The sequence below is a fragment of the Caulobacter sp. 10L414 genome (assembly GCF_056395525.1).
Genome location: NZ_JBFTJR010000034.1, coordinates 1 through 25,082 on the forward strand (window position 1 = coordinate 1; position 25,082 = coordinate 25,082).

The 25,082-nt window shown below is 70.9% G+C and carries 21 protein-coding genes; 6 read left to right on the top strand and 15 right to left on the bottom strand.

Annotated features, from left to right (window positions below):
* Positions 1–57: 57 nt before the first annotated feature.
* From rutD to AC1DCG_RS14620, 5 genes are all read right to left on the bottom strand, one after another.
* Positions 58–867: a pyrimidine utilization protein D gene (rutD, locus tag AC1DCG_RS14600; RefSeq protein WP_477027694.1), complete on the bottom strand. Its 810-nt coding sequence runs from the start codon at positions 865–867 to the stop codon at positions 58–60.
* A gap of 154 nt (positions 868–1,021) precedes the next feature.
* Positions 1,022–1,411, bottom strand: coding sequence for a pyrimidine utilization protein C (gene rutC, locus AC1DCG_RS14605; protein ID WP_477036889.1), 390 nt, complete (start codon positions 1,409–1,411; stop codon positions 1,022–1,024).
* A 174-nt stretch (positions 1,412–1,585) separates the two neighbouring features.
* Positions 1,586–2,287 (bottom strand): pyrimidine utilization protein B, encoded by a 702-nt coding sequence (rutB, locus tag AC1DCG_RS14610; protein ID WP_477027696.1) that lies wholly within the window; start codon positions 2,285–2,287, stop codon positions 1,586–1,588.
* A gap of 198 nt (positions 2,288–2,485) precedes the next feature.
* Positions 2,486–4,207 carry a sensor histidine kinase gene (locus AC1DCG_RS14615; protein WP_477036890.1) on the bottom strand — a complete coding sequence of 574 codons (1,722 nt, stop codon included), beginning with the start codon at positions 4,205–4,207 and terminating at the stop codon, positions 2,486–2,488.
* A 99-nt stretch (positions 4,208–4,306) separates the two neighbouring features.
* On the bottom strand, positions 4,307–5,350 hold the full coding sequence (locus tag AC1DCG_RS14620; RefSeq protein ID WP_477027698.1) for a LacI family DNA-binding transcriptional regulator: 1,044 nt from the start codon (positions 5,348–5,350) through the stop codon (positions 4,307–4,309).
* A gap of 442 nt (positions 5,351–5,792) precedes the next feature.
* Here AC1DCG_RS14620 and AC1DCG_RS14625 point away from each other — a divergent pair, with 442 nt between their 5' ends.
* Positions 5,793–8,255, top strand: a complete 2,463-nt coding sequence (locus AC1DCG_RS14625) for a glycoside hydrolase family 3 protein (RefSeq protein WP_477027699.1) — start codon at positions 5,793–5,795, stop codon at positions 8,253–8,255.
* Between the two features lie 180 nt (positions 8,256–8,435).
* Here the strand turns inward: AC1DCG_RS14625 and AC1DCG_RS14630 are convergent, their stop codons facing one another.
* The 5 genes from AC1DCG_RS14630 to AC1DCG_RS14650 all read right to left on the bottom strand — a co-directional run bounded on the left by AC1DCG_RS14630 (position 8,436) and on the right by AC1DCG_RS14650 (position 13,174).
* Complete coding sequence (locus tag AC1DCG_RS14630; RefSeq protein ID WP_477027700.1) at positions 8,436–9,281, bottom strand: LytTR family DNA-binding domain-containing protein; 846 nt, start codon at positions 9,279–9,281, stop codon at positions 8,436–8,438.
* On the bottom strand, positions 9,266–9,940 hold the full coding sequence (locus AC1DCG_RS14635; protein WP_477027701.1) for a DUF2306 domain-containing protein: 675 nt from the start codon (positions 9,938–9,940) through the stop codon (positions 9,266–9,268). Before AC1DCG_RS14635 ends, AC1DCG_RS14630 begins: the two co-directional genes overlap by 16 nt.
* A gap of 74 nt (positions 9,941–10,014) precedes the next feature.
* Positions 10,015–10,281: an Hpt domain-containing protein gene (locus AC1DCG_RS14640; protein WP_477027702.1), complete on the bottom strand. Its 267-nt coding sequence runs from the start codon at positions 10,279–10,281 to the stop codon at positions 10,015–10,017.
* The gene (locus AC1DCG_RS14645) at positions 10,278–10,658 is read right to left on the bottom strand and encodes a response regulator (protein ID WP_165257039.1); all 381 of its coding nucleotides are present in this window, start codon (positions 10,656–10,658) and stop codon (positions 10,278–10,280) included. Before AC1DCG_RS14645 ends, AC1DCG_RS14640 begins: the two co-directional genes overlap by 4 nt.
* The gene (locus AC1DCG_RS14650) at positions 10,655–13,174 is read right to left on the bottom strand and encodes a response regulator (RefSeq protein ID WP_477027703.1); all 2,520 of its coding nucleotides are present in this window, start codon (positions 13,172–13,174) and stop codon (positions 10,655–10,657) included. Before AC1DCG_RS14650 ends, AC1DCG_RS14645 begins: the two co-directional genes overlap by 4 nt.
* Positions 13,175–13,331: 157 nt before the next feature.
* Here AC1DCG_RS14650 and AC1DCG_RS14655 point away from each other — a divergent pair, with 157 nt between their 5' ends.
* The 3 genes from AC1DCG_RS14655 to AC1DCG_RS14665 all read left to right on the top strand — a co-directional run bounded on the left by AC1DCG_RS14655 (position 13,332) and on the right by AC1DCG_RS14665 (position 16,604).
* Positions 13,332–14,936, top strand: coding sequence for a fatty acid--CoA ligase (locus AC1DCG_RS14655; protein ID WP_477027704.1), 1,605 nt, complete (start codon positions 13,332–13,334; stop codon positions 14,934–14,936).
* Positions 14,936–15,832 (top strand): oxygenase MpaB family protein, encoded by an 897-nt coding sequence (locus AC1DCG_RS14660; RefSeq protein ID WP_477027705.1) that lies wholly within the window; start codon positions 14,936–14,938, stop codon positions 15,830–15,832. The genes AC1DCG_RS14655 and AC1DCG_RS14660 overlap by 1 nt, the downstream gene beginning before the upstream one ends.
* A gap of 85 nt (positions 15,833–15,917) precedes the next feature.
* Positions 15,918–16,604, top strand: coding sequence for a dihydrofolate reductase family protein (locus AC1DCG_RS14665; protein WP_477027706.1), 687 nt, complete (start codon positions 15,918–15,920; stop codon positions 16,602–16,604).
* 165 nt (positions 16,605–16,769) lie between these two features.
* On the opposite strand, the gene AC1DCG_RS14670 is transcribed toward AC1DCG_RS14665, so the two are convergent.
* On the bottom strand, positions 16,770–19,058 hold the full coding sequence (locus AC1DCG_RS14670) for a glycoside hydrolase family 3 N-terminal domain-containing protein (protein WP_477027707.1): 2,289 nt from the start codon (positions 19,056–19,058) through the stop codon (positions 16,770–16,772).
* Positions 19,059–19,251: 193 nt separating this feature from the next.
* Between AC1DCG_RS14670 and AC1DCG_RS14675 the strand changes: the two genes are divergently transcribed.
* Positions 19,252–19,971, top strand: coding sequence for a cytidylyltransferase domain-containing protein (locus tag AC1DCG_RS14675; protein ID WP_477036893.1), 720 nt, complete (start codon positions 19,252–19,254; stop codon positions 19,969–19,971).
* Here AC1DCG_RS14675 and pseH read toward each other — a convergent pair.
* The 3 genes from pseH to AC1DCG_RS14690 are packed head-to-tail and all read right to left on the bottom strand — an operon-like array spanning position 19,968 to position 21,909.
* Positions 19,968–20,546, bottom strand: coding sequence for a UDP-4-amino-4,6-dideoxy-N-acetyl-beta-L-altrosamine N-acetyltransferase (gene pseH, locus AC1DCG_RS14680; RefSeq protein ID WP_477027709.1), 579 nt, complete (start codon positions 20,544–20,546; stop codon positions 19,968–19,970). The two genes, AC1DCG_RS14675 and pseH, sit on opposite strands and share 4 nt — an antisense overlap.
* 44 nt (positions 20,547–20,590) lie before the next feature.
* The gene (gene pseG, locus AC1DCG_RS14685; protein ID WP_477041534.1) at positions 20,591–21,646 is read right to left on the bottom strand and encodes a UDP-2,4-diacetamido-2,4,6-trideoxy-beta-L-altropyranose hydrolase; all 1,056 of its coding nucleotides are present in this window, start codon (positions 21,644–21,646) and stop codon (positions 20,591–20,593) included.
* Between the two features lie 38 nt (positions 21,647–21,684).
* On the bottom strand, positions 21,685–21,909 hold the full coding sequence (locus AC1DCG_RS14690) for a hypothetical protein (RefSeq protein ID WP_165257029.1): 225 nt from the start codon (positions 21,907–21,909) through the stop codon (positions 21,685–21,687).
* A 129-nt stretch (positions 21,910–22,038) separates the two neighbouring features.
* On the opposite strand from AC1DCG_RS14690, the gene bglX reads away from it, so the two are divergent.
* Positions 22,039–24,327 (top strand): beta-glucosidase BglX, encoded by a 2,289-nt coding sequence (gene bglX / locus AC1DCG_RS14695; RefSeq protein WP_477027711.1) that lies wholly within the window; start codon positions 22,039–22,041, stop codon positions 24,325–24,327.
* A 164-nt stretch (positions 24,328–24,491) separates the two neighbouring features.
* On the opposite strand, the gene AC1DCG_RS14700 is transcribed toward bglX, so the two are convergent.
* The gene (locus AC1DCG_RS14700) at positions 24,492–25,076 is read right to left on the bottom strand and encodes an aspartyl/asparaginyl beta-hydroxylase domain-containing protein (protein WP_477027712.1); all 585 of its coding nucleotides are present in this window, start codon (positions 25,074–25,076) and stop codon (positions 24,492–24,494) included.
* Positions 25,077–25,082: the final 6 nt, after the last annotated feature.

Here is a 25,082-nt window from a genome sequence, read left to right on the forward strand (position 1 = left end):
CTCCGGCCCTCTGGGCCACCTCCCCCAGAGGGGGAGGATTTGTTTTTTGCCTCTCGCTCATCCGTCCCCCTCCAGGAACTTCACCAGCGAGGCGTTGAACCCCTCGGGGTCGGTCACGCTCGAGGCGTGGCCGCCCCAGGGCAGGATGTCGAGCGTGGCGTCGGGCAGGCGCTGGGCCAGGCGATGGGCGCAGGTGACGGGCACCAGCATGTCGTCGGCCGTGGCGCTGACCAGCACCGGGTGGGTGATCCGCGGCAGGTGCTCGTCGATGTCGAAGGCCAGCAGCGCGCCGATGCGAGCCAGCATCACCGCCTTGGGCGGGAAGCCGGCCACGTGGTGCGGCTCTTCGGCGGCCAGGCGGTCGCTGTTCTCCGAGATCCAGGTCGCCGGATAGAGGAACAGGGCCTGGGCGTGGACGTAGGCGGCGGTGCCGGTGTCGTTGAGCAGATGCAGGCGGGTGTCGAAGCAGCGCCTGATGTGCGGATCGGGCCGCGACCAGCCGTTGACGACCACCAGCTTGCCCAGGCGGTCGGGGTGGGAGAGGGCGAGCGCCAGGCCCGCATTGCCGCCGGCCGCGTGGCCCACGACGTGGGCCTTGGCGATCCCCAGGGCGTCCATGACCCTGACCATGTCCTCGGCCATGTCGGCGACGCTGTAGGGCCGCTCCGCCGGCAGTTCGCGCACGCTGCGGCCCGTGCCGCGGTGGTCGTACAGCACCACCGGCCAGCGCTCGGTCAGCGCCGCCATCTGCGGCCCCCAGAAACTGCCGGAACCGCCCAGGCCCGACGACATCAGCACGACCTCGCGGCCCGCGATGGGGCCGCCGTGCAGTTCGTAGTGCAGGCCGTCGACGGTTCCCGAAGTCATGCGCGCCCCCAAACCCGCTCATCCCCGCGAAGGCGGGGATCCAAGCTGACTCTCGAGGATTGGCGCGGCCGAGCCACGATCCACAGGTTCGGCATGGATCCCCGCCTTCGCGGGGATGCTCGGAGCAAAAGGGACGGAGCGAGAACCATACGGATCAGCGCTTGCCGATGTGGGCGACGGTGGCGATCTCGACCAGGAAGTCGGGCTTCACTAGGCCGCACTGGATGCAGTAGCGGGCCGGCTTGTCGCCCGGAAAGTACTCGGCATAGACCTTGTTGATGGTCTGGTAGTTGGCCCAGTCGGTGAGGAAGATGTGGTTCATGGTCACGTCGTCCATCGTGCCGCCGGCGGTTTCGATCACCGACTTGATGGTCTCCAGCACCTGCCGCGTCTGGCCCTCGGCGTCGCCGACATGGGCGACGTTGTTGTCCTTGTCGAAGGCCAGGGTGCCCGAGACGTAGACGATCCCGTCGGCCAGCGTGCCCGGCGAGAACGGCGCGATCGGCGTGCCCGTGCCGGGCGGGGTGATGACGGTCTTGGGCATCTCGTCCTCTGTCCTTCTGTAATTAAGTTCTTCATTCCGTCCGAAGGCGGAGAAAGGGGCGGTGGTGCGTCCTTCGAGGCCCGCTACGCGGGCGCCTCAGGATGAGGAATTCGGTGCAGTGACGCCCTCATCCTGAGGTGCGCGCCCCGCGCGCCTCGAAGGACGCACGGCGGTTCATTTCGGCGCCAGCTGCCCGAACGCGCCCTTGAAGTCGGCCACGGTCGAGACCCAGCCGAAGAAGGTCTCGATGTTGTAGAGGGCGGCCTTCTGGACGAAGTCGGGGCCGGCCTGGTGGGTGGCGTCCTCCAGCACCGTGCCGAAATATTCGAGGAAGAAGCCGTCGCGCAGGGTCGACTCCACGCAGACGTTGGTGGCGATGCCGACGAAGACCAGGTTCTTGATGTTGCGCGAGCGCAGCACGCTGTCGAGCTGGCTGTTGAAGAAGCCGGAATAGCGGGTCTTGTGCAGGCAGATGTCGCCCGGCTGCGGCGCCAGTTCGTCGACCAGCTCGTAATCCCACTGGCCGCGGGCAAGGAGCCTGCCTTGCAGCTCGGGCTTGGCGCGCATGGTCTTCAGCGCGTTCGATTTCCACCAGTTGGGCGAGCCGGGGCCGCCGGCTTCAACGTACTGGTCGTCCCAGCCGTTCTGGAAATAGATCACCTGCACGCCGGCTTCGCGGGCGGTTTCGAGCACGCCCTTGATCTGCTGGATGCAGGCGGCCGCGCCGCCGATGTCGAAGCCGGCCAGGTCGAGATAGCCGCCCTTGGAGGCGTAGGCGTTCTGCATGTCGATGACGATGACGGCCGTGCGGGCCGGATCCAGCGGGATCGGCTCGGGCCGGGCCGGCAGCATGACGGAGTCGTCGGTTACGATCATGAACGCGCTCTTCCCTCAGGTGCGGCTCTGCGGCCTGCATCCTGAGCGTCATGGAAGATCAATCTACGCGGCGAGGCAATACGATCGATCCGACGGCGCCCCAGGATGGGTGCGGAGCGGATCGACCATCACGATGAGCGAGAGAACATCGGTCAAGCGCACGGCCGGCGTCCGGCGCGGGCGCGCGCGGCTGCTCGTTCAGGCGTCGGCGGCGGGGGCGTCTTCGCCCAAAGCTTGGGCGCCGGCCGTGCGGACCGTCAGCGTGCAGACGAGCCCGGTGCCCAGATAGTCGAACTGGGCCTCGCCCTTCAGTTCGTTGCGCAGGCTGGCGGCGATCAGGCGCGAGCCGAAGCCCTTGCGGCTGGGCGGTCCCTTCAGCTTGGGGCCGCCGCTCTCGACCCAGCGCAGGGCCAGGCGATGCGGATCCAGCGGATCGCGCCGCCAGGTGACCTCGACCCGGCCGGCGGGCGTCGACAGGCCGCCGTACTTGGAGGCGTTGGTGGCCAGTTCGTGGAACACCATCGACAGGGCCAGGGCCGCGCTGGGCGGCAGGGCGGCGGACGGGCCCTCCATGCGGGCGCGGTCGCCGTAGGGCTCCAGCGTCTGGCGCAGCAGGTCGGCCAGGTCGGCGCTCTCCCACACCGTGCGGGTCAGAAGGTCGTGGGCGCGGGCCAGGGCGTAGAGCCGCTCGTTGAAGGCGTCGAAGCCGGGCGCGGGCTCGCCCTTGCCCAGGCTCTGCAGGGCCAGCGACTGGACCGTGGCCAGGGTGTTCTTCACCCGGTGGTTCAGTTCGTTGATCATCAGCTGCTGGCGGCCTTGCGCGCGCTTTTCCTCGGCCTCACGGGCGCGCAGCTGGCGTGAGGCCGCGTGCAGGGCCTCGCGCACCTCGCCGATCTCGCGCAGGCCGCCGGTGGTCTGGGCCGGCATGTCGCCGCCCGAGGCCATGAGCCGGGCGTCGGCGACCAGGGCCCGCACTTCGCCGGAGATCCCGCGCGAGAACAGCAGGGCCGCCCCGGCGCCGATGGCCAGCAGGGCCAGGCCCGCCACAACCAGCAGGGCCAGCGACGACAGGTTGGCGCGTTCGAGTTCGGTGCGCGGCACGCCGACGATGAAGCTCCAGCCATAGGTCGGCGAACGGCTGAAGGCCGACAGGGTGGGGGTGCCGTCGAGGGTGTAGGTCTCCAGAACGCCGTCGTTGTCCTTGGCCATGGCGTCCAGCATCGGCCGGCTGGCCGAGCGGCCCAGCATCTTGTCCTGGTCGCGCGAGCGGGCCACCAGGCGGGCGTCGCGGTCGACGATGCTGGCCGTCCAGCTCTGCGGCACGCCCTGGGCGGCGAACAGTGGGGCGAAGGCGGCGGGGGTCTGGATGTAGGCCAGGTCGTAGAGCTGGCCATCGACGATCACCGGCATGTCGATGGCCACGATCGGCTGCTTGGCCACCGTGCCGTAGGTGAGGTTGGACACGGTGGTGCGGCCAGAGCGGACGGCGGCCCAGCGTTCGGGCGGCAGGCCGGTGTTGCGCGGCGGGGTCTGGCCGGGCGGCAGGCGGGTGTTGACCACCTGGCCGCGGGGCGAGATCAGCACGATCCAGGCGTCCTTGGCGCGCACCGCGGCGCGGGCCTGGCGCTCGAAGCTCTCCAGGTCGCCGGCCGCCAGGGCCGGCGAGACCGACAGGGCCTGCAGCGTGCTCTGGCCTTGGGCCAGCTGGCGGTCGACGGCCAGGCCCAGGGCGCGCGTGGTGGCGACCAGCTGCTGCTCGTAGCGACCCTGGCTCTGGCCGTACTCGGCGCGGGCCAGCAGGGCCATGAAGACGATGGCCGGGGCGACCAGGCAAAGCGCCATGATCAACAGCCGCCTTCGGACGGTGGGCGGTCCTGCGGCGGCTGAGGCGGCGTCGACCTGGGTCATGTCTCTGGCCAAGCGCTGCCGGCTCCAAATTCGAAGTCGCAAGAGGAAAGGGCGCACAGGCTGGCTGGTCAAGCTCCCCGCGACATCCCGTCGCGGGTGGAGGCGGCTTCTTTAAGGCGGTGGCGCGGTCGAGGCGCGCAGGGCCAGTTCGAACGGCAGCAGGTGGTCGGCGCGCGACAGCTTGCCGTCCTTGGCGGCGGCGGCGACCAGCAGGTCGACGGCCTGGGCGGCCATCTCGGCCACCGGCTGGCGGATCGTGGTCAGCGGCGGCAGGGACAGCCTGACGCTGGGGGTGTCGTCGAAGGTCGCCAGCGACAGGTGGTCCGGTATCGCCACGCCCAGCCGGCGGGCTACGTGCATGACCGCCAGGGCGGTCTCGTCGTTGCCGGCCAGGATGGCGGTGGGGCGGTCGGGGCGCGTCAGCAGGGCCTCGGCGGCCGCGACGCCGCCCTCGAAGGTGAAGTCGCCGGGCACGAGCAGGGTTTCGTCGACCGTCAGGCCGGCGGCGGCCAGCGCCCGCCGGTAGCCCTCCTCGCGGTCGCGGCTGGCCAGGAAGCGGGCGCTGCCGGTGACGAAGCCGACGCGGCGATGCCCCAGTTCGACCAGGTGCTCGGTCAGCTGGCGGGCGGCGGCCTGGTCGTCCATCCGCACCCGTGCGCCGGGGCCGGCCTGCGCGGAGCCCAGGCGCACGAACGGAACCTGGGCGCGCTTCAGCGCGTCCAGCACCGTCGGGTCCTCGCAGTTGGGCGGCGTCAGGATCACCCCGTCGGGGCGCAGCGAAGAGAGCGCGTGGCCGACCCGCCGGGCCAGCTGGTCGCTCTCCAGGTCGATCAGTTCGCACAGCAGGTGATAGCCGTGGACGTCGCAGCGGAGCATGGCCCCGTACTGCATGCGGTCGATCCAGTTGTTGCCCCGGTCGCTGCGCCAGTTCTCCAGGGTCAGCTTGCGGTCGTTGAAGGCGACGATCAGGAACGAGCGCGACCCGCCAAGGCGGCGGGCGGCGATGTTGGGGGCGTAGCCCAGCTGGTCGATGGCCGCCTGCACGCGCTCGCGCAGTTCCGGCGTCACGGTCGGCTCGTTGTTGACCACGCGCGAGACGGTCTTGACCGAGACCCGGGCCTTTTCGGCGACATGGACGATGGTGACGTTGCGCATCGGGCTCCCGCCGCCGGCTTTCGGCGCGGCGTTAGCGATAGCGCGCCCGCGGCGACCGAGTCGAGCCGGTTCCTGTCATGGGAGCGCAGTAAATCGTCCTGGAAGCGCAAGTAAGACATCGTTGTCAAAAATTATCTGTGCTCTCTGCTTCGGCGAAATCGCTTATGTCGGAATGGTTTGAGATCGATTTGTCCTCAAGTGGACAAATATAAGCGTGTTGACACGAAGTAAGACAACGTTGTCTCGTTGAGCGGTGAGGCGGTCGCAAGCAGACGACCCCGCGAGCGGGAGGCCAGATCCATGCGTGTGCGCATGGCCGGGCGCCGCCGCGCGCCGTCGGCCAGCCGCCGCCTCGAAACCCTACGCTGCTCCCGTGGCGTGTTCGGGCGCGGCGGCCTCTTTCCCCTTGGCCGCCGCGCTCCTTTTTCGATCGAGGCCGCCCGTGACGCCGTTCCGCCTTTCCGCCCTGGCCCTGCTGGCCGCCACCAGCCTGACCAGCCTCGCCGCCGCCGAGGTGCTGACCCCCGCCGGCAAGGCTGCGGCGAATGTCGCGGCCTGGCCCGTGGTCAAGAGCCCCGCGGCCCTGACCGACGCGGCGACCGAGGCCAGGATCACCGCGCTGATGGCCAGGATGTCGGTGCGCGAAAAGGTCGGCCAGACGATCCAGGCCGACATCGGTTCGATCCGCCCCGAGCAGCTGCGCGAATACCCGCTGGGCTCGATCCTGGCCGGCGGCAGCTCGGGCCCGAACGGCAATGACAAGGCCGGTCCCAAAGAGTGGGCGCAGTTCGTCGACCTGTTCCGCGCCGTGTCGCTGGAGACCCGCGACGGCCACGTGCCGATCCCGCTGATGTTCGGCATCGACGCCGTGCACGGCCACAACAACGTGGTCGGCGCCACGCTGTTTCCGCACAATGTGGGCCTGGGCGCGACCCGCGATCCCGACCTGATCGAGCGCATCGGCAAGGCGACGGCCGAAGAGGTGGCCGTGGCCGGCGGCGACTGGACCTTCGGGCCCACGGTGGCCGTGCCGCGCGACGACCGCTGGGGCCGGGCCTACGAGGGCTATGGCGAGGATCCGGAGATCGTCAAAAGCTATGCCGGCCGCATGACGCTGGGCCTGCAGGGCAAGCTGGCGCCCGGCAAGGCGCTGGAGGCCGGCCGCATCGCCGGCAGCGCCAAGCACTTCCTGGCCGACGGCGGCACGCTGAATGGCAAGGACCAGGGCGACGCGCCGGTGTCGGAGGCCGACCTCGTGCGCCTGCACGCCCAGGGCTATCCGCCCAGCATCGAGGCCGGCATCCTGACGGTGATGGCCTCGTTCTCCAGCTGGAACGGCGTCAAGCACACCGGCAACAAGACCCTGCTGACCGACGTGCTCAAGGAGCGCATGGGCTTTTCCGGCTTCGTGGTCGGCGACTGGAACGCCCACGGCCAGGTCGACGGCTGCTCGAACGTCTCGTGCCCGCAGGCGCTGAATGCGGGCCTCGACATGTACATGGCCCCCGACAGCTGGCAGGGGCTGTTCGACAACACCCTCAAGCAGGTCGAGAGCGGCGAGATCGGCATGGCGCGCCTCGACGACGCCGTGCGCCGGATCCTGCGGGTGAAGATCAAGTCGGGCCTCTTCGATCGCGTCGCCCCGCCGGTGCAGGGCCGCTACGAGCGGGTCGGCGCTCCGGATCACCGCGCCCTGGCCCGCGAGGCGGTGGCCAAGTCGCTGGTGCTGCTGAAGAACGACGGCGTGCTGCCGATCAAATCAGGAGCGAAGGTGCTGGTGGCCGGCGACGCCGACGACATCGGCAAGGCGGCCGGCGGCTGGACCCTGTCGTGGCAGGGCACGGGCAACACCAACGCCGACTTCCCCGGCGCCCAGTCGATCTGGAGCGGCCTGAAGGAGGCGGTCGAGGCCTCGGGCGGCAAGGCGACCCTGTCCAAGGACGGCGCCTTCACCGACAAGCCGGACGTGGCCGTGGTGGTGTTCGGCGAGACGCCCTACGCCGAGTTCCAGGGCGACCTGCAGCATCTGGAATACCAGCCCGGCGACAAGACCGATCTGGCCTTGCTGAAGAAGCTCAAGGCCGCCGGCGTCCCGGTGGTGGCTGTGTTCCTGTCGGGCCGTCCGCTGTGGGTGAACCCCGAGATCAACGCCTCTGACGCCTTCGTCGCCGCTTGGCTGCCGGGCTCGGAAGGCGGCGGCGTGGCTGACGTGCTGGTGGCCGGCAAGGACGGCAAGTCCAGGCGCGACTTCACCGGCAAGCTGTCGTTCAGCTGGCCCAAGACCGCAGACCCGGGCCCGCTGAACAAGGGCGACAAGGGTTATGACCCGCAGTTCGCCTACGGCTATGGCCTGTCCTACGCCAAGCCCGGCAAGGTGGCGAAGTTGGGCGAGGTGTCGGGCGTGTCCGGCGCCAGCGTCAATGTCGACAAGTATTTCGTCTCGGGCCGCACGCCCGCGCCGTGGCTGCTGTCGACCGCCGGCGGGGTGAAGCTGACGGCCATCGACGCCGCCGCCCAGGAAGACGCCCGCCTGGCGACCTGGACCGGTCCCGGCGCGCTGCTGGTCAACGGTCCGCCAGCCGATCTGTCCCGCCAGACCACCGGCGACCTGTCGATCGCCCTGACCTATCGCGTCGACGAACGGGCGCCGGGCCCGGTCGGCTTCTCGATCTCGTGCGGCGAGGGCTGCGCCGGCGGCGTGGACGTCACGAAGATCTTCGCCGAGGCCCCCGTGGGCGAATGGCGCAAGACCCAGATCAAGCTGTCGTGCCTGAAGGCGGCGGGCGCGGACATGGGCCGCATCTCCTCGCCGGTGGTGCTGTCGGCGCAGGCCGGCTTCAAGCTGGCCTTCCGCGAGATCCGCCTGGAGCCGACCGAGGCGCATGTGGCCTGTCCGGGACAGTAGGGGCCTCCCAAATAGGCCCGTCATTCCCGCCCTCGTGGCGGGAAACCCTGGTTCCGCCCGCACGTGAGGTGCAAGCGATGGGCTTGGCGCGTCGCTCCATCTTCCCTTGCAACTGAGAGAGGGATTCTCGCCACAAGGGCGGGAATGACGGGAAGAAAAGAGGGGGGCGGCTAAGACGCTCTAGCCGCCCCGCCCGCCCAACCGCTCCAGCAGCGCATCGCGGTAGGTCCTGCTGGTCACCACCTCGTCGCCGCCGGCCATGAGCAGCCGCCAGGAGCCGTCCGACAGCGGCCGGGCCTCGCGCACGTGGGCCAGGTTGACCAGGGACGAGCGATGGGCGCGGGCGAAGAGGCGGGGGTCCAGGCGGGCCTCCAGGCTCTGCAGCGTGGCGCGCAGCAGGCCCTCGCGGCCGGCCCAGTGGACGACGACGTAGTTGTCGGCCGCGCCGAACCACTCGACGGCGCCGACCTCGACCGGAATGCGCCGCGCGCCCGACATCACCATCAGCCGCTCGGCGTCGCTGGGCGGGGCGGCGACGGCGCGGGCTTGCGCCAGGGCGGCTTCCAGCAGGGTGTTGCGAGCGCGGGCCTCGCGGGCGCGGCGGTGGTGGGCGGCGGCCAGGCCGACGGCGACGATGGCCGAATAGAGCAGCAGGCAGACCGGCGTCCGGTCCAGCATCCGCGCGGCGAGGTCCTGGCCGTCGCCGATGAAGGCGCGGTCGATCAGGCCGGCCGCCAGGGCTTCCAGGGGAACGACGGCCAGGCCGGCGGCGAAGCAGGCGGCGATCCCCCGCGCCCCGGCCCCAAAGCGGCGCAGCACCAGCCAGACGAGTCCCGCCGCCGGCAGCCAGGCGGCGTAGATCCCGCCTTGCCACAGCAGCGAGGCCGCCACCGACAGCGTCTGGCCGCGCGCCGTCGCCAGGCGTCGGGCGAACCAGGCGGCGCTGACGCTGGTGATCGTCCAGCTGTAGGCGGTGAAGGCCCAGACCCAGGCGGCGGTCGGGGCGGCGCTCAGGCGAGCAAGCATGCGCGCCGGCGCCGGACGGCCAGGACCGCGATCCAGATCACGGCCATCGGTTGGAACAGCAAGGTCGGCCAGAGCTGGCTCCATGGCGTGGGCAGGAAGGTCAGGAAATTGCCCGAGAAGGCGCTGAGCACCGCGCCGTATGCACCCAGCATCTTCACAAGATGCTCGTAGGTCCAGAGCTCGGGCGAGAACGGCCAGTCGGCCGGGCGTGCGAAACGCCACAGGTCCCAGCCGCCGATCAGGAAGGCGCCCCAGACCAGGGCTATGGCCGGCGCGCGCGGCGCGTCGCTGTCGCCGGTCAGCAGAAGCGCCAGCACCCAGGCGCCGATGGCGACCACGGCAAGGGTGGCGGTCCAGTCCAGCGCCGTCGCCCGCTGGGCCGGATCGCGGTCGGGCCGCTTGCGGCGCAGCACCCGGCAGCCCGAGAACAGGCCGATGCTCGCCGTCGCCGACAGGGCGGCGAAATAGGCGTTGAAATGCAGCGCCGTCATCACCCAGGCGGCCGCCAGCATCACCCCCATCAGGACGACGAACACTCGCCCCGAAAGCCGATGCAGCCGCGAGCCTTTGCGCGCCAGGATGGGCGCGACGCCGACGACGACAGCGGCCAGCCCGCAGGTGATGTGAAGGGCCAGAGTTGGCGCGAAGACCTGTTCCATGACCGCCGTGGTGGCCGGCGGGATGCGCTGGGAACAGCGGCCTGGGGCCAATGACGGCCGACGGGGGCGGGTGTCTAGGCCGCCACGCCCTCCAACGCCGCGATCAGGTCGTCGAAGGCCTCGGGCGGGGCGTCGCCCTGGTCGAGGAGCAGGTCGTCCAGATCCCGGGCCAGGTCGGTGATCCTGGCATAGCCGAAGACGCCGGCCGCGCCGGCCAGGCGGTGGACGATGTAGTGCCTGTCCTTCATCGAGGTCTCGGCCGCGCGCAGCTTGGCCAGGTCGTCGGCGACGCGGACCAGGAACTTGGCCCGCAGGGGGGCGAGAGGGTCGGCGGTGGTCATCGGGCGAGGATCGCGCGCACGTCCTGGGCCAGGGTCATCGGGTCGAACGGCTTGGTGATCACGTCGGCGGCGCCGAAGCCGAGCAGGCGGGCGCGTTCCTCGGCCTGGGCGCGGGCGGTGATGAAGATCACCGGTGCGCCGTTCAGATCGCCGCGTTCACGCAGGCGGGCGAGCACGGCCGGCCCGTCCATGTCGGGCATCATCACGTCCAGCAGCACCACGTCGGGGCGCCAGTCGTCGCCGTCCAGCATGGCGAAGGCCTCGACGCCGCCGCCGGCCGAACGCACCTCGATGCCCGGGTCGAGCTCCAGCGAGAAGGTCGCCACCTCGCGGATGTCGGCCTCGTCGTCGACGTAAAGGAGCTTCAGGTCGGTCATCGGCGTCTCTTGGAATCGGCGTCCGCGGCGAGCTTGCGCACAGTTCGGGCCAGCTGGTCCAGCGTGGTCTTGGACTTGGTCAGAACGGCGTCGACGGAAGCCGCCAGGGCCCTGTCCTCAAGCGGTTGGGCCGAGAAGACGATCACCGGCACGGGCTCGTCGCCTTCGTGCAGGTCGCCCAGCAGCTCGACGCCGTTGCCGTCGCCAAGGCCCAGGTCGAGGATCACCACGTCGGGCCGCGACAGCTGCAGGGCGGCGCGGCCGGCGCGCACGCTGTCGGCGTGGCGGACGGTGCAGCGCTCCTGCAGGGCGTCGCGGACCACGGCGTGGACGTCGGCGTCGTCCTCGACATGCAGCACCTCGATGCGGCGGCTGTCGGCGTGGCCGTTGACGGCGCGATGCACCGCGGTGCGCAGGCGCTCCAGGTCGATGGGCTTCTGCAGCCAGTCGACGACGTCCAGCGCCTCGCCGCGCCCTTCGGCGGCCTCGGCCGAGATCACCAGAGCGGGGATGTCGCGGGTGGCGGCGTCGGCGCGCAGACGGCGCAGCAGATCAAGGCCGCTGCCGTCGGGCAGGCGCACGTCGGTGACGAAGGCGTCGAAGCCGCCGATCTCCAGCACGGCGCTGGCCGAGGCCACGTCGCCGACAGTGTGCACCCGCACGCCCGCCTGGCGCAGGGCCTCCGACAGGATTTCGGCGATGTCGGGATCGTCCTCGCACAGCAGCACGCGGGCCGCGCCGTCGCTGGCCTCGGGCACGCGGGCGCGGGTCTCGATCGTCGCCAGCTCGAACATGAAGGTCGCGCCCTGGCCGGGCTCGGACTCGAACCACAGCCGGCCGCCGTGCCGCTGGACGATCTCGCGCGAGATCGCCAGGCCAAGGCCGGTGCCGCCCTTGGCGCGGGTGTCCGAAGCGTCGGCCTGGGCGAACTTCGAGAAGATGCGGTCGCGGAACGCCTCGGGCACGCCGGGGCCGTGGTCGCGGACGCAGAAGCGCAGGACGTCGGGGCGCGGGGCGCTGACCTTGACCTCGACCGCGCCGCCGGCCGGCGAGAACTTGGCGGCGTTGGACAGCAGGTTGGCGGCCACCTGGCTCAGGCGGTCGGCGTCGCCGCGCACCAGGGGCAGGCCGGGGGCGACATCMAGTTCGAAGGCGACGTTCATCTGGCCGCCAAGGCCGCCCATGGCGTCCACCGCCCGGCGGGCCAGTTCCCCCAGATCGAGCGGCTGCAGGTCGAACTCCATCTGGCCGGACTCGATCTTCTCGATGTCGAGGATGTCGTTGATCAGCCGCACCAGGCGCTGGCAGTTGGAATGGGCGATGCCCAAGAGGCGCGCGGCCCGCTCGGGCAGGGCGCCGGCCGCGCCGCCGACCAGCAGGCCCAGCGACCCGGCGATCGAGGTGAGCGGCGTGCGCAGTTCGTGGCTGACGGTGGAGACGAACTCGGCCTTCAGCTTCTCGACGCGGCGGCGCTCGGAGATGTCGCGGATCGAGGCGGTGATGCGCTCGCCCTCGGGCAGGCGGACCAGGCCGATCGAGGCCTCGATGGGGAAGGTGGTTCCGTCGGCGCGGCGACCGGTCAGCTCGCGCAGCACGCCCTTGGACAGGTCGTCGGCGCCGGCCAGTTGGCGGATGAACAGCTCGCCACGGTCGGGCAGGTCGATGAACTGGGCCAAGGCCTTGCGCAGCAGGCCTTCGCGCGGCAGCCCGAACATCTCCTCGGCGGCCTTGTTGACGGTCTCGATCGTGCCGCTGGGGTTGAGCGTGACGATGGCGTCCTGGGCGTTGTCGAGGATGGCGTCCAGGCGCCCGGCCGTGGCCTGGGCGACGGTGAACAGCTGCTGGCGGGCGCGGATCTGGCGCGACAGCAGCAGGAAGGCGGCCAGCAGGAACACCACCAGCACCACGAACAGGGTCTGGGTCAGGCGCTCGGTCCGCTGGGTCAGGGCGTCGTTCTCAGCGATGCGCCGCCCCAGGGCGGCCTTGTCGGCGGCTTGCAGTTCGCCCGTGACGACACGGATCTCGTCCATGATCGCCTTGCCCTGGCCGCTGGAGACCAGGGTGCGGGCGGCGTCTGGGCCTTCGTCCCGGCGCAGGCGGATGCCCTCGGCCATCGTGCCCTGCTTGCGCTCGATGAGGGCGACGAGGCGGTCGAATACGGGATCATCGCTGGCGATCAGGTCGCCGACGTCGCGCTGGCGCAGGGCCCGCAGAGACGCCAGGTGGCTGGGCAGCCGTCGCAGGGAGGCGTCATAGGGCTCGAGGAAGCGCTGCTGGCCGGTGATCACGAAGCCCCGCTGGCCGGTTTCGGCGTCCTGCAGCAGGGAGAACAGCGTCTGCAGCTGCATGCGCTGTTCGTAGGAGTGGTCGACGGCCTCGCGCAGCACGCGGCCGCGCGTGAACTCGCGCTGGATCTCCCACGTCGTCAGCAGCAGCAGCAGCGGGGCCACCACCAGCCCCAGGATCACCGAGATCAGCAGGCCGCGCTGTTCGCGGCGCAGGAGGAAGCTGGTCATGGACGGAGGGTTCCTCGCGGGCGTTCGAGTCGACAGCTTAGGGCGGGTCGGCGGCGCGACCAAACGCGGGTTTCCCGCTACCGTTGACTTACCCGGGGTCACGACGAAAACCATGTTATCCGAGCGGCCGCGAAAGACGGCGCGCAGGGAGGATCGGATGACTGGAGCCGCCGCCGTCGACTTCGCCCGCATGCCCACGCTGGGCGACGTCGCCCGCTATCACGCGCAGGAACGGCCAGACGCCGTGGCCTTCGCCTTCGAGGGACGCGAGACCCGCTTCGAAGAGCTCGACCGCCATACCAACCAGGTGGCCCGGGCCCTGGTCGCCGAGGGCCTGGAGCCGGGCGACCGCATCGCCTATGTCGGCAAGAACAGCGACCTCTATTTCGAGATGCTGCTGGGCGCGGCCAAGGCCGGCGTCGTCACCGCCCCGATCGGCTGGCGCCTGGCCCCCGCCGAGATCGCCTACATCGTCGCCGACACCGAGGCCAAGATGGTGTTCGTCGGTCCCGAGCTGGTCGATCACGTGGGCGAGGTGGCCAAGCTGCTGGAGGGGCCGCGGCCGCCGGTGGTGGCCATGGAGCCGGGCGGTCCGGCCGACCTGCCGCTGTTCACCGCCTGGCGCGATGCCCAGGATCACGCCGACCCGGCCACTCCGCTGAAGTCGTCCGACGTGGTGCTGCAGCTCTACACCTCGGGCACCACCGGCAAGCCCAAGGGGGCGATGCTGACCCACGACAACCTGCTGGCCATGCGCAAGGCCGCCGCCGAGCGCGCGCCCATGGACTGGAACGTCTGGGGGCCCGACGACGTCAGCCTGGTGGCCATGCCGGTGGCCCATATCGGCGGCACGGGCTGGGGCCTGGTGGGCCTGTTCAACGGCGCCAAGGGCGTGGTGGCGCGCGAGTTCGACCCGACCAAGGTGCTCGACTTCATCGAGAAGGACCGGGTGTCGAAGATGTTCATGGTGCCTGCCGCGCTGCAGATCGTGGTGCGGCTGCCCCGGGCGCGGCAGATCGACTATTCGCGCCTCAGCCACATCCTCTACGGCGCCGCGCCCATTCCGCTGGACCTGCTGCGCGAGTGCATCGAGGTGTTCGGCTGCGGCTTCGTCCAGCAGTACGGCATGACCGAGACCACCGGCACGGTGGTCTATCTGCCGCCCGAGGACCACGATCCGGCCGGCAACAAGCGCATGCGCTCGGCCGGCCTGCCGATGCCGGGGGTCGAGCTTCGCATCCTCGACGGGGCCGGCGGCGTTCTACCCGCCAACACCGTCGGAGAGATCGCCGTGCGCTCATCGTCGAACATGGCCGGCTACTGGAAGCTGGACGCGGCCACCGCCGCGACCATCGACGCCGACGGCTGGCTGCGCACCGGCGACGCCGGCTATCTGGACGAGGACGGCTATCTGTTCATCCACGACCGGGTGAAGGACATGATCGTCTCCGGCGGCGAGAACATCTATCCGGCCGAGGTGGAAAGCGCCGTCTACGGCCATCCGCACGTGGCCGAGGTGGCGGTGATCGGCGTGCCCGACGACAAGTGGGGCGAGGCGGTCAAGGCGGTGGTGGCGCCCAAGCCCGGCGTCACGCCCGATCCGGAAGACATCATCGCCTTCGCCCGCACGCGCATCGCGCACTTCAAGGCGCCCAAGAGCGTCGATTTCGTCGAGGCCTTGCCGCGCAACGCCTCGGGCAAGATCCTGCGCCGCCAGCTGCGCGAACCGTACTGGGCGGGGCGAGAGCGACGGGTGAACTGATGGCCGATCCCCTTTCGCGCGCCGCCGCGCGACTTCTGGCGCCCGACGGGGGACCGGCGATCGACTTTTCCGCGCCGCCCGGCGCGGCGGCCCTGACCTCGCCGGACTCGGTGTCGTGGCGGGTGTTCAAGAACCCGGTGTCGCTGTTCGTGGGCGGGATCACCGCGGTGATCCTGGAGCTGGCCGAACCGCGCGTGCGCTCGGGTGTCTGGGATCATTCCAGCTTCAAGGCGCAGCCGCTGAAACGCCTCAAGCGCACGGGCCTGGCGGCGATGGTCACGGTCTACGGCCCGCGGGAGGTCGCCGAGAAGATGATCGCCGGCGTCGTGCGCATGCACGGCCATGTCACCGGCGAGACCCCGGCGGGCGTGGCCTACCAGGCCAACGACCCGGCGCTGCTGGACTGGGTGCAGGCCACCGCCAGCTTCGGTTTCATCGAGGCCTATCACGCCTATGCCCAGGCCCTGACGCCGGCCGAGCGCGATGCGGCCTTCGCCGAGGCCGCCCCCGGCGCGCGGCTCTACGGCGCGACCGGCGTCCCCGCCTCAGAGGCCGAGTGGAAGCGCCAGCTGGCCGTGATGCTGCCCAGCCTGGAGCCGTCGGAGATCGTCTTCGAGTTCCTCGACATCATGACGAATACGCCGCTGCTGCCGGGGCCGCTGCGGCTGATCCAGAAACCGCTGGTGCGGGCGGCTGTGGCGATCACCCCGGTCGAGGTGCGCGCGCGCCTCGGACTGGGCGAGGCCTTCGACCTGAACGGCGTGGAGCGGCGGCTGGTGCGCCTGGCCGGGGCAAGCGCCGACAAGATGCCGATCAAGGGCTCGCCGGCGGTCGAGGCCACCCGGCGCATGGGCCTGCCGTACGACTATCTCTACCGGCGGCGAGCGCGCGCCTGAGCCCTGCGCCCTCGATAAGGCGGGCAGGGGTGTAGGATCGTGATCGGGCCGGGCGTCCTTGGGGAAACCGCAAGGGAGCATGGACATGAGAAAGCTGATCGTCGCCGCCTTCGTCAGCCTGGACGGGGTCATGCAGGGCCCGGGCGGACCGGACGAGGACCGCCGCGGCGGCTTCGCCCGTGGCGGCTGGGTCGCGCCCTATTCCGACCCGGTCACCGGCCAGGCGGTGATGTCGCTGTTCGAGGCGCCGTTCGACCTGCTGCTGGGCCGCCGCACCTACGAGATCTTCGCCGCCCATTGGCCCTACCAGGATCCGGCCAACCCGATCGCCGAGCGCTTCAACGCCGCGACCAAGCACGTCGCCACCCGCGATCCAAGCCTGGCGCTGACCTGGGAGAACAGCCGCGTCGTCGGGCCGGACGCGGCTGAGGGCGTGCGACGGCTCAAGGAACAGGCGGGACCGGACCTCCTGACCCAGGGCTCCACCCAGCTGGTCCATGCTCTGCTGGCGGCCGACCTGGTGGACGAGATGCAGCTGATGGTCTTCCCGGTGCTGCTGGGACCGGGGCGGCGGCTGTTCGACGAGGACGCGGCCCCGGGCGCCTGGATCCTGACCGGCTCGATCCTGGCCGACACCGGCGTGGTCGTGAACCGCTACCGCCGCGACGGCCCGGTGCGCACCGGTTCGTTCATGGTGCAGGCGCCGAGCGAGGCGGAGCTGAAGCGGCGGGCTGCGTGGGCGGGGGAGGGGGGAGGCGACGGACTCAACTGACACGTAGCGCGTTCAACAGCCTATCCCATTGTCATCCCGGCCGTAGCGCAGCGGAGCGCCGGGATCTCCCACCGTTCCGCATCGGCAGGCGTGGGAGATCCCGGCTCTGCGGATCGCTGTCGCGCTCCTCCGGCCGGGATGACATGTTTCTTTGAGCTCCGATCTCTAAGCCACGTCGACCGACGTCAGGACGGCGGTCGCCGGTTCGTTGGCCTTGCCGGGCGCGGCGATCGTGAAGGCGCCCTTCAGGCGGATGTCGGCCGAGGACGAGCCGATCATCAGGTCGACCCTGCCGGCCTCGACCCGCCAGCCCTCGGGACTCCAGATCGCCAGCTGGGCGGCGGCGAGGGTGAAGGTCACGCGCCTGCGCTCGCCGGGCTTGAGGGTCAGCCGCACGAAGCCTCGCAGTTCCTTGACCGGCCGCGCGACGCTGGCGACCGGGTCGCGGACATAGAGCTGAACCACCTCGTCGGCGCTCGCCGATCCGGTGTTGGCCACGGTGAGCGAGACCTTCACCGCGCCGCTCGGGGCGATGCTCTCGCGGTCGATGGCCAGGTCGGCATAGGCGAAGGTGGCGTAGCTCAGGCCGTGGCCGAACGGGAACAGCGGGCCGATGTCGACGTCGTGGTAGCGGGCCGTGTCCTTGGCCAGATCCGGATCGGCCGGGCGGCCGGTGGGAACATGGGCGTAGTAGGTCGGCGACTGGCCGGTGGCGCGCGGGAAGCCGACGGGCAGGCGGCCGCCCGGCGCGGCCTTGCCGAACAGGATCTCGGCCAGGGCCGGGCCGGCCTCGACGCCGAGGAACCAGGTCGCCAGCACGGCGGGGGCCTTCTCCAGCACCTCGGACGCGACCAGGGGGCGGCCCGACGGCAGCAGCACGACGACGGGCTTGCCCGTGGCCAGCACCGCGCGGGCCAGGGCGCTCTGCGCGCCCGGCAGGGAAAGGTCGGCGCGGCTGCGCGACTCGCCGCTGTGGTCGAAGTCCTCGCCGACCATCAGCAGCACGAGGTCGGCGGCCTTGGCGGCCTCGACGGCGGCCGGGATGCCTGTCTCGTCGTCGCTGCGCGGACCGGCGCCGGCGACGTGGATGATCGTGGTTCCGGCCGGGGCGATGGCCTTGAGCGCCGGCAGCAGTGGGGCGACGTCGCCGACCTGGCCGCGCGCCTTCCACGAGCCGAGCTGAGAGAGATTGTCGGTCGCCAGGGCCCCGATGACGGCGATCTTCCGGACGGAAGGCGCGATCGGTAGCAGGCCGCCGTCGTTCTTCAGCAGCACCACGGCCTTGCGCGCCGCCTCGCGGGCGACGGCGCGATGCTCGGGACCGACGAAGATGGTCTTCTCGCGCTCGGGATCGCCGAAGCGGTAGGGATCGTCGAACAGGCCAAGGCGCATCTTGGCGGTCAGGATCCGGGTCACCGCCTGGTCGAGCAGCGGCAGCAGGGACGGATCCTGGCCGATCGCGGTCTTCAGGTGGGCGGCGTAGACGCCGCTGGCCATGTCCATGTCGATCCCGGCCTTCAGCGCCAGGGCGGCGGCCTGGACCGGGGTCTCGGCGATGCCGTGATTGATCAGTTCGAGGATGGCGTTCCAGTCGCTGACCACCAGGCCCGGCCACGCCCATTGGGTCTTGAGCACGCCGCGCACCAGGGCGGCGTTGGCGGTGGTGGGCGCGCCGTTCAGGTCGTTGAAGGCGGTCATCATCGTGCCCGCGCCGGCCTTGGCCGCCGCATGAAAAGGCGGCAGGTAGACCTCGTTCAGCGTGCGGTCCGACAGCTCGGCGCTGTCGTAGTCGCGGCCGCCGGCGGCCGCGCCATAGGCCCCGAAATGCTTGGCGCAGGCCAGGATCGAGTCTTTCGCGGAAAGGCCCTCGCCCTGGAAGCCGCGCACCTGGGCGGCGGCCATGACCGACCCGAGATAGGGATCCTCGCCGGCCCCCTCGACGATGCGGCCCCAGCGCGGGTCGCGGGCGATGTCGACCATCGGGGCGAAGGTCCAGTGCAGGCCGCTGACGGCGGTTTCGACGGCGGCCATGCGGGCGGTGGCGCGCACGATCTCCGGGTCGAAGGTCGCGGCCATGGCCAGCGGCACGGGATAGAGGGTGCGGAAGCCGTGCACCACGTCGATGGCGAACAGCAGCGGGATCTTCAGCCGCGACTCCTCGACGGCGGTGCGCTGCAACTCGCGCAGGAAGGCCGCGCCGGCCACGTGCAGGTACGAGCCGACGCCGCCCTTGCGCACGAGGTCGAGGGCGGTCGCGTCGATCTTGGAGTTCAGCGCCTTCTGGCGGCCGCCGGCCGGCTGGTGGGTCTGGCCGATCTTCTCGTCCAGCGTCATCTGCTTGAGGAGAGCGCGGACCCGGGCCTCCTGGTCGGCGCCGAGGGCGGGCAGGGCGGGCGCCAGGCCCAACGCGGCGCCGGCGGCCAGCAGCGCGCGGCGGTCGATCAGCGGTCCCATGGCGTTCTTCTCCCTTCGATCGTCGCATGCGGTCGTTGGGCAGGGAGACCACAATGGTTTGACAACGCTGTCAATGCTTGGTTGTCCAAACCGGCCTCGCGAGCGAAAGTCCTCCTTAACCGACCCGGCGGAGGGTGCGGCCGACAGGGCGAGGCAGGCGGACCATGAAACCGATGTTCCAGGGAGGCGCGCAGTGATCGTCGCGGTGCTGCAGGCCCGGATGAGCTCGACCCGGCTGCCGGGCAAGGTGCTGGCCGACGTGGCTGGCGCGCCGATGGTCTTGCGCCAGGTCGAACGCCTGCGTCGCGTGGCCTCGATCGACCGGCTGGTGACGGCGACCTCAAGCGAGGCCAGCGACGATCCCTTGGCCGAGACCCTGGAAGCGGCGGGCGTCGAGGTGTTCCGCGGCCCGCTGGACGACGTGCTGGGCCGGTTCGCCGGCGCGGTCGCGGGCCTGGACGACGATGACCGGATGCTGCGCCTGACGGCCGATTGCCCGCTGGCCGATCCGGTGCTGATCGAGGCGCTGATCGCCAGACACCTTGCCGGCGGCGCGGACTATTCGGCCACCACCCTGCCGCACCGGACCTATCCGATCGGGCTGGACGCCGAGATTCTGAGCGTGGGCCTGCTGCGGCTGATGGCGGACGAGGCGAGCGACCCCTACGAGCGCGAGCACGTCACCCCTTTCGTCTACCGCCGGCCCGAGCGCTTCGCCCTGGGCGGCCTCACCCAGGCGGTCGACGAAAGCCAGGTGCGCTGGACGGTCGACCTGCCCTCGGACCTCGAATTCGTGCGGGCGGTCTATGAGGCGCTTTACGCAGGCCAGCCGGACTTCGGTTCCGAAGACATCCGGTCGCTGGTGCGCAGCCGGCCGGATCTGCGAGACTTGGGCGGGTTGCCGCGGATCTAGGCGGCGGGCAGGTCCGACAGGTCGAAGCCCTTGGCGATCAGCCGCTCGCGGGCGGCCTCGCGCGAGGCCCCGCGCCATTCGCTTTCCAGAAGGCCAAGGCCGATCACGTCCAGCGGCTGGCCGCCCTTGACCACGTGGCTGCGCAGCAACGCCTCGCGCGTGAAGCCGAAGCCCTCGTGCAGGCGCCAGACGGCCTTGTTGCTCTCGATGACCTCGCACCACAGCTTGGCCAGGCCCAACACGCCGAACACGTATTCGATCACCCAGTACTCGACGAAACTGCCGACGCCCAGGCCGCGCACCGACGGATCGGCCAGGTAATAGGCCCAGGCGCAACGGCGGTTGCCCAGGTCGATGTCGGCGAGGTTGGCCAGGCCCACCGGATGGTCGTCCAGCTCGATGATCCAGTAGCGAACCGTCGGATTGGTCCCCAGGCGGGCGAACCAGGCGGCGTGCTCGCCCTCGGAGATCAGGTGGTCGCTGTACATGTAGGGGGCGACGGCGTCGGAGTTGCGCCATTCCAGCAGTCGCGCCTGGTCGTGCGCCGCGACGGCGCGCAGGGTGACTTTGGGCATGACAGGGGGTCTCGACGCTTGACGGGCTTACGCGCGGGTAAGTGTCAGGTGAGCGTCGCGTGATTGTTTCCGAAACGGGGCGAAATCAGGGCGATGAACCGTTCGGCCGTGCGCTGGGCGCCCAGGCCGTCGCAGACCTTTGCGGCGGCGGCGGACATGTCGCGCCAGGCGTGCATGTCCTCGGCCAGGGCCAGGAACGCCGGCTGCAGGCCTTCGCGCACGGCCGAGCCGTCCAGCGACCGATGCGCGCCCAGGTCCGACAGCGCCTGGGCCGCCTCGCGCTGGTTGTCGGCCAGCACCAGCGACACGGTCGGCAGGCCCAGCACGCAGCGCTCCCAGCTGCTGGAGCCGGCCGCGCCGATGGCGAGGTCGGCCCGGGCGGTCAGCCGGGGCATGTCGCGGCTGTCGACGTGCAGGGTCAGGCGCGGGTCGACCGCGGCGATTTCACGCAGGGTCGGCAGGCTGGGCGCCTGGCCGCCGACCACGACGTCGAGGGCCCGCTCGCCCAGCACCGGCAGCAGGGCGCCGACGGTGCGCGCGGTGATCCCGCCGACGTCGGTCAGGCCCAGCGAGACCAGCACGCGCTCCACCTGCGTGGCGGCGGCGCGGCGGGCCAGGGCCTCGTCGCGCAGGGCGGCGAAGGCCGGCGACAGGGCGGCGTGGTTCGGGCCGAGCAGCAGTTCGGTGTCCGGCTGGACCAAACCGTCGTAGTCGCTGGCTTGGCGCGTCACCCCGGCGTCCAGCAGCAGGTCGGCGGCCAGCGGACGGTCGGCGAGGTCGTCGACGACGAGGGCGGGGCGGCCCTCGGCGATCCGGCGGTGGTCGGCCGCGACGAGATCATAGTGATCGAAGACGATGGCGTCGTAGCCGGTCGCGAGGCCGGCGGCGCCGGCGACCAGGTCTTCGTCGGCGAAGGTCGCGGCCAGCAGGGAAGGCGAGGCGAAGGTCTCGATCAGCCCGGTCACTGCGGGCGGTCCGGCGAAGGCGCAGGTCGCGCCGCCCGCCTCCAGCGCGCGGGCGAGGTTCAGGCTGCGCATGAAGTGGCCGCCGCCGACGCTGGGGYCGGCGTTGACGACGAAGAGGATGCGTTCTCCAGCCATGCACCGGGCCTAGCACAGGCCCGGTTGGCGGGCGAGCGTCAGGCCTGGCCCTGGTGCTCCACGTGGCCGTCCAGGACCTCGGTGCGCGAGAACACCTCTTCCTGGCCGTCGAGCAGCAGTTCCTCGGCCGCGACGTGGTCTCGTTCGGCCTCGGCCAGCACCTGCCGCAGGGCGTCGACCTCGGTGTCGGCCTCGACGAGCACGCTGCGCAGCGGGGCGTGGCCCTCGCCCAGCCGGATCTCGATGCGCCATTGAGCGGACATGGTCGGGTCTCCCTTCAGCCAGACTGATAACGCAAGCGGCCCTGCGTGGTTCGCTTGGCCCGTGCGGGGCGTTGCGCGATCCGCACGGGTCGGCGAGGTTGCCGCCCGCAGGCAGTCGGAAGGGATTCTATGGATCGGCGCGAAGCTTCGCTTGAAGGGATCAGCCGTCGCGGACTGATGGCCGGTGCGGCGGGCCTGGCCGGGCTGGCGGTGGCCGGCCGAGCGTCGGCGCAGGCGCGAGGCTCCGAGCGGGTCGAGGCGCTGATCGCCAAGATGACCATCGACGAGAAGGCCGGCCAGCTGTCCTGCTACGCCGACATGATCCGCCCGCCGGTGGGCGACATGAACCCGGCCATCAACCTGCGCAACACCCAGCAGCTGCTGGCCGAGACCCGGGCGGGCAAGATCGGCACGCTGATGAACGGCGTCGGCGTCGAGGGCGCGCTGCTGGCCCAGACGGCGGCGGTGGAGCATTCGCGCCTGGGCATCCCACTGCTGCTGGCGGCCGACGTGATCCACGGCTTCAAGACCGTCTATCCGATCCCGCTGGCCGAGGCCGCCAGCTTCGACCCGCCGCTGGCCTACCGCACCGCCCGCGCCGCCGCGCAGGAAGCCACGGCCCATGGCCTGCACTGGACCTTCGCGCCGATGGTCGACGTGGCCCGCGACGAACGTTGGGGCCGGGTGGCCGAGGGCTCGGGCGAGGACGTGTTCCTAGGCGAGGCGCTGGCCCAGGCCCGGGTGCGCGGCTTCCAGGGGCCGAACCTGACGTCGCCGGACTCGATGCTGGCCTGCGCCAAGCACTTCGCCGCCTACGGCGCGGTGGTCGCGGGCATGGACTACAACACCGTCGAGCTGTCGGAAGCCACGCTGCGCGAGGTGCACCTGCCGCCGTTCCAGGCCGCCTTCGAGGCCGGCTGCCTGACCGCCATGTCGGCCTTCAACGACATCAACGGCGTGCCGGCCACGGCCAACAAGCGTCTGCTGACCGACCTGCTGCGCGGCGAGTGGGGCTTCAAGGGCGTGGTCATCTCCGACTACACCGCCGACCAGGAACTGGTGGCCCACGGCTACGCCGCCGACGATCGCGACGCCGCCCGCCTGGCGATCCTGGCGGGCGTCGACATCAGCATGCAGAGCGGGCTCTACAGCCGCTACCTGCCCGAACTGGTCAAGAGCGGCGCGGTGCCGATGGCGGTGGTCGACCAGGCCGTGCGCCGGGTGCTGATGCTGAAGGAGGCCATCGGCCTGTTCGACCAGCCGTTCCGCTCGATCGACCCCAAGGCCCAGGCCGCCCGCACGGCGACCCCGGCCATGCGCGCCCTCTCGCGCGAGGCGGGCGCCCGCTCGATCGTGCTGCTGAAGAACGACGGGAACCTCCTGCCGCTGCCGCGCTCGGGCAAGCGCATCGCCCTGATCGGGCCGTTCGCCGACGACCGCGACAACATCCTGGGGCCGTGGGCCTTCTTCGGCGACAAGAGCCTGGGCGTCGACCTGGCCACGGGCTTTCGCCAGGCCATGGCCGATCCCAACCTCTTGCAGACCGTCAAGGGCAGCGACGTCGAGGCCTCGATACCCGGTGGGATCGAAGCGGCGGTGCGGGCCGCGGCCGCCGCCGACATCGTCGTGCTGGCGATCGGCGAGGGCCAGAACATGTCGGGCGAGGCCCAGTCGCGCACCGACATCGGCATCCCCAAGCCGCAGATGATGCTGGCCGAGGCCGTGGCGGCCGTCGGCCGTCCCACCGTCGTGCTGCTGCGCCACGGTCGGGCGCTGGTGCTGGACGGCGCGGTGAAGAACGCCCCGGCGATCCTGGCGACCTGGTTCCTGGGCACCGAGACCGGCCACGCTGTGGCCGACGTGGTGTTCGGGTCGGTGAACCCGTCGGGCCGCCTGCCGGTCAGCTTTCCCTACGAGAGCGGCCAGCAGCCCTACGCCTACAATCACCGCACGACGGGGCGTCCTGCCCCGGCCGACAGCGAGATCCAGGAGTACAAGGCCCGCTGGCGCACGGTGAAGAACGAGGCGCTGTACCCGTTCGGCTACGGCCTGGCCTACACCACCTTTTCCCTGTCGAACCTGAAGCTGTCCTCGCCGACCCTGGCCTGGAACGGCAAGCTGCAGGTCAGCGCCCGGGTGACCAACACCGGCAAGCGCGAGGGCGTGCACGTGGTGCAGCTCTACACCCGCGACCGGGTGGCCAGCCGCACCCGGCCGGTGCGCGAGCTCAAGCGCTTCCTGCGGGTCGCCCTGAAGCCGGGCGAGAGCCGCGACATCACCTTCGAGCTGGAGCGCGGCAGCCTGACCTTCTTCGGCGAGGGCGACCGCTGGACCGCCGAGCCGGGCGTGTTCGACGTCTGGGTGGCCAGCAGCGCGGTCGACGGGCTGAACGCCCAGTTCACGCTGCTGGGGGCGTAGGAAAGTGCAGGGGGGCACCACCCGATAAACTTGTCATCCCGGTCGTAGCGAAGCGGAGCGCCGGGATCTCGCACCGTTCCGATACCCCGCAAGCGTGGGAGATCCCGGCTCTGCGGACCGCTGGCGCGTTCCTCCGGCCGGGATGACACCGTTGTGGACCGCGCCTAAACCGCCTCTTCCACTGCCGCGAACAACCCCCTCACCCAGTCGTTGACGTAGCCGTCGATCACCAGGTGCACGCGATCCTCAGTTCCGTGGTTGGCGACGCTGTGGGGGTCGGTGAGCTTGAGGTACCAGGCGCTGCCGGCCTCCATCACCACGCGGCGACCGTTGAGGCGGAAATCGACATCGGGGTTGGTGACCACCGGTACGTGGAAGCGCACCAGCAGCGAGCCGGCGTCGAGGTCTTCGTCGTGGTGGGTCTTGATGACCGAGCCGGGGGCCAGCTTCATCAGCCGGGCGCTGGTGGCCTGGAACGGGAAGGCGGCGATCACCTCTCGGAAATACGGGCAGGGGGCCAGGAACGGCGTGTCCTCGAACGCCGTCGCGCCCGGGTCCGAATAGATCATCATCACCGGGTGGCTGGCCCCGGCCTGGCTGCGCAGGGGGATGACGCTCCAGTCGCCCTCGTAGTTCTGGGTCACGAAGTGGGCGATCCAGTCGGCCCCGGCCGTCAGGGCCGTAAGGTCGGCGCGCAGGCGCGCCGGATCGAAGGCGAACGGCAGCTTCAGGCGGTCTGGAAATCCCATCGCCCG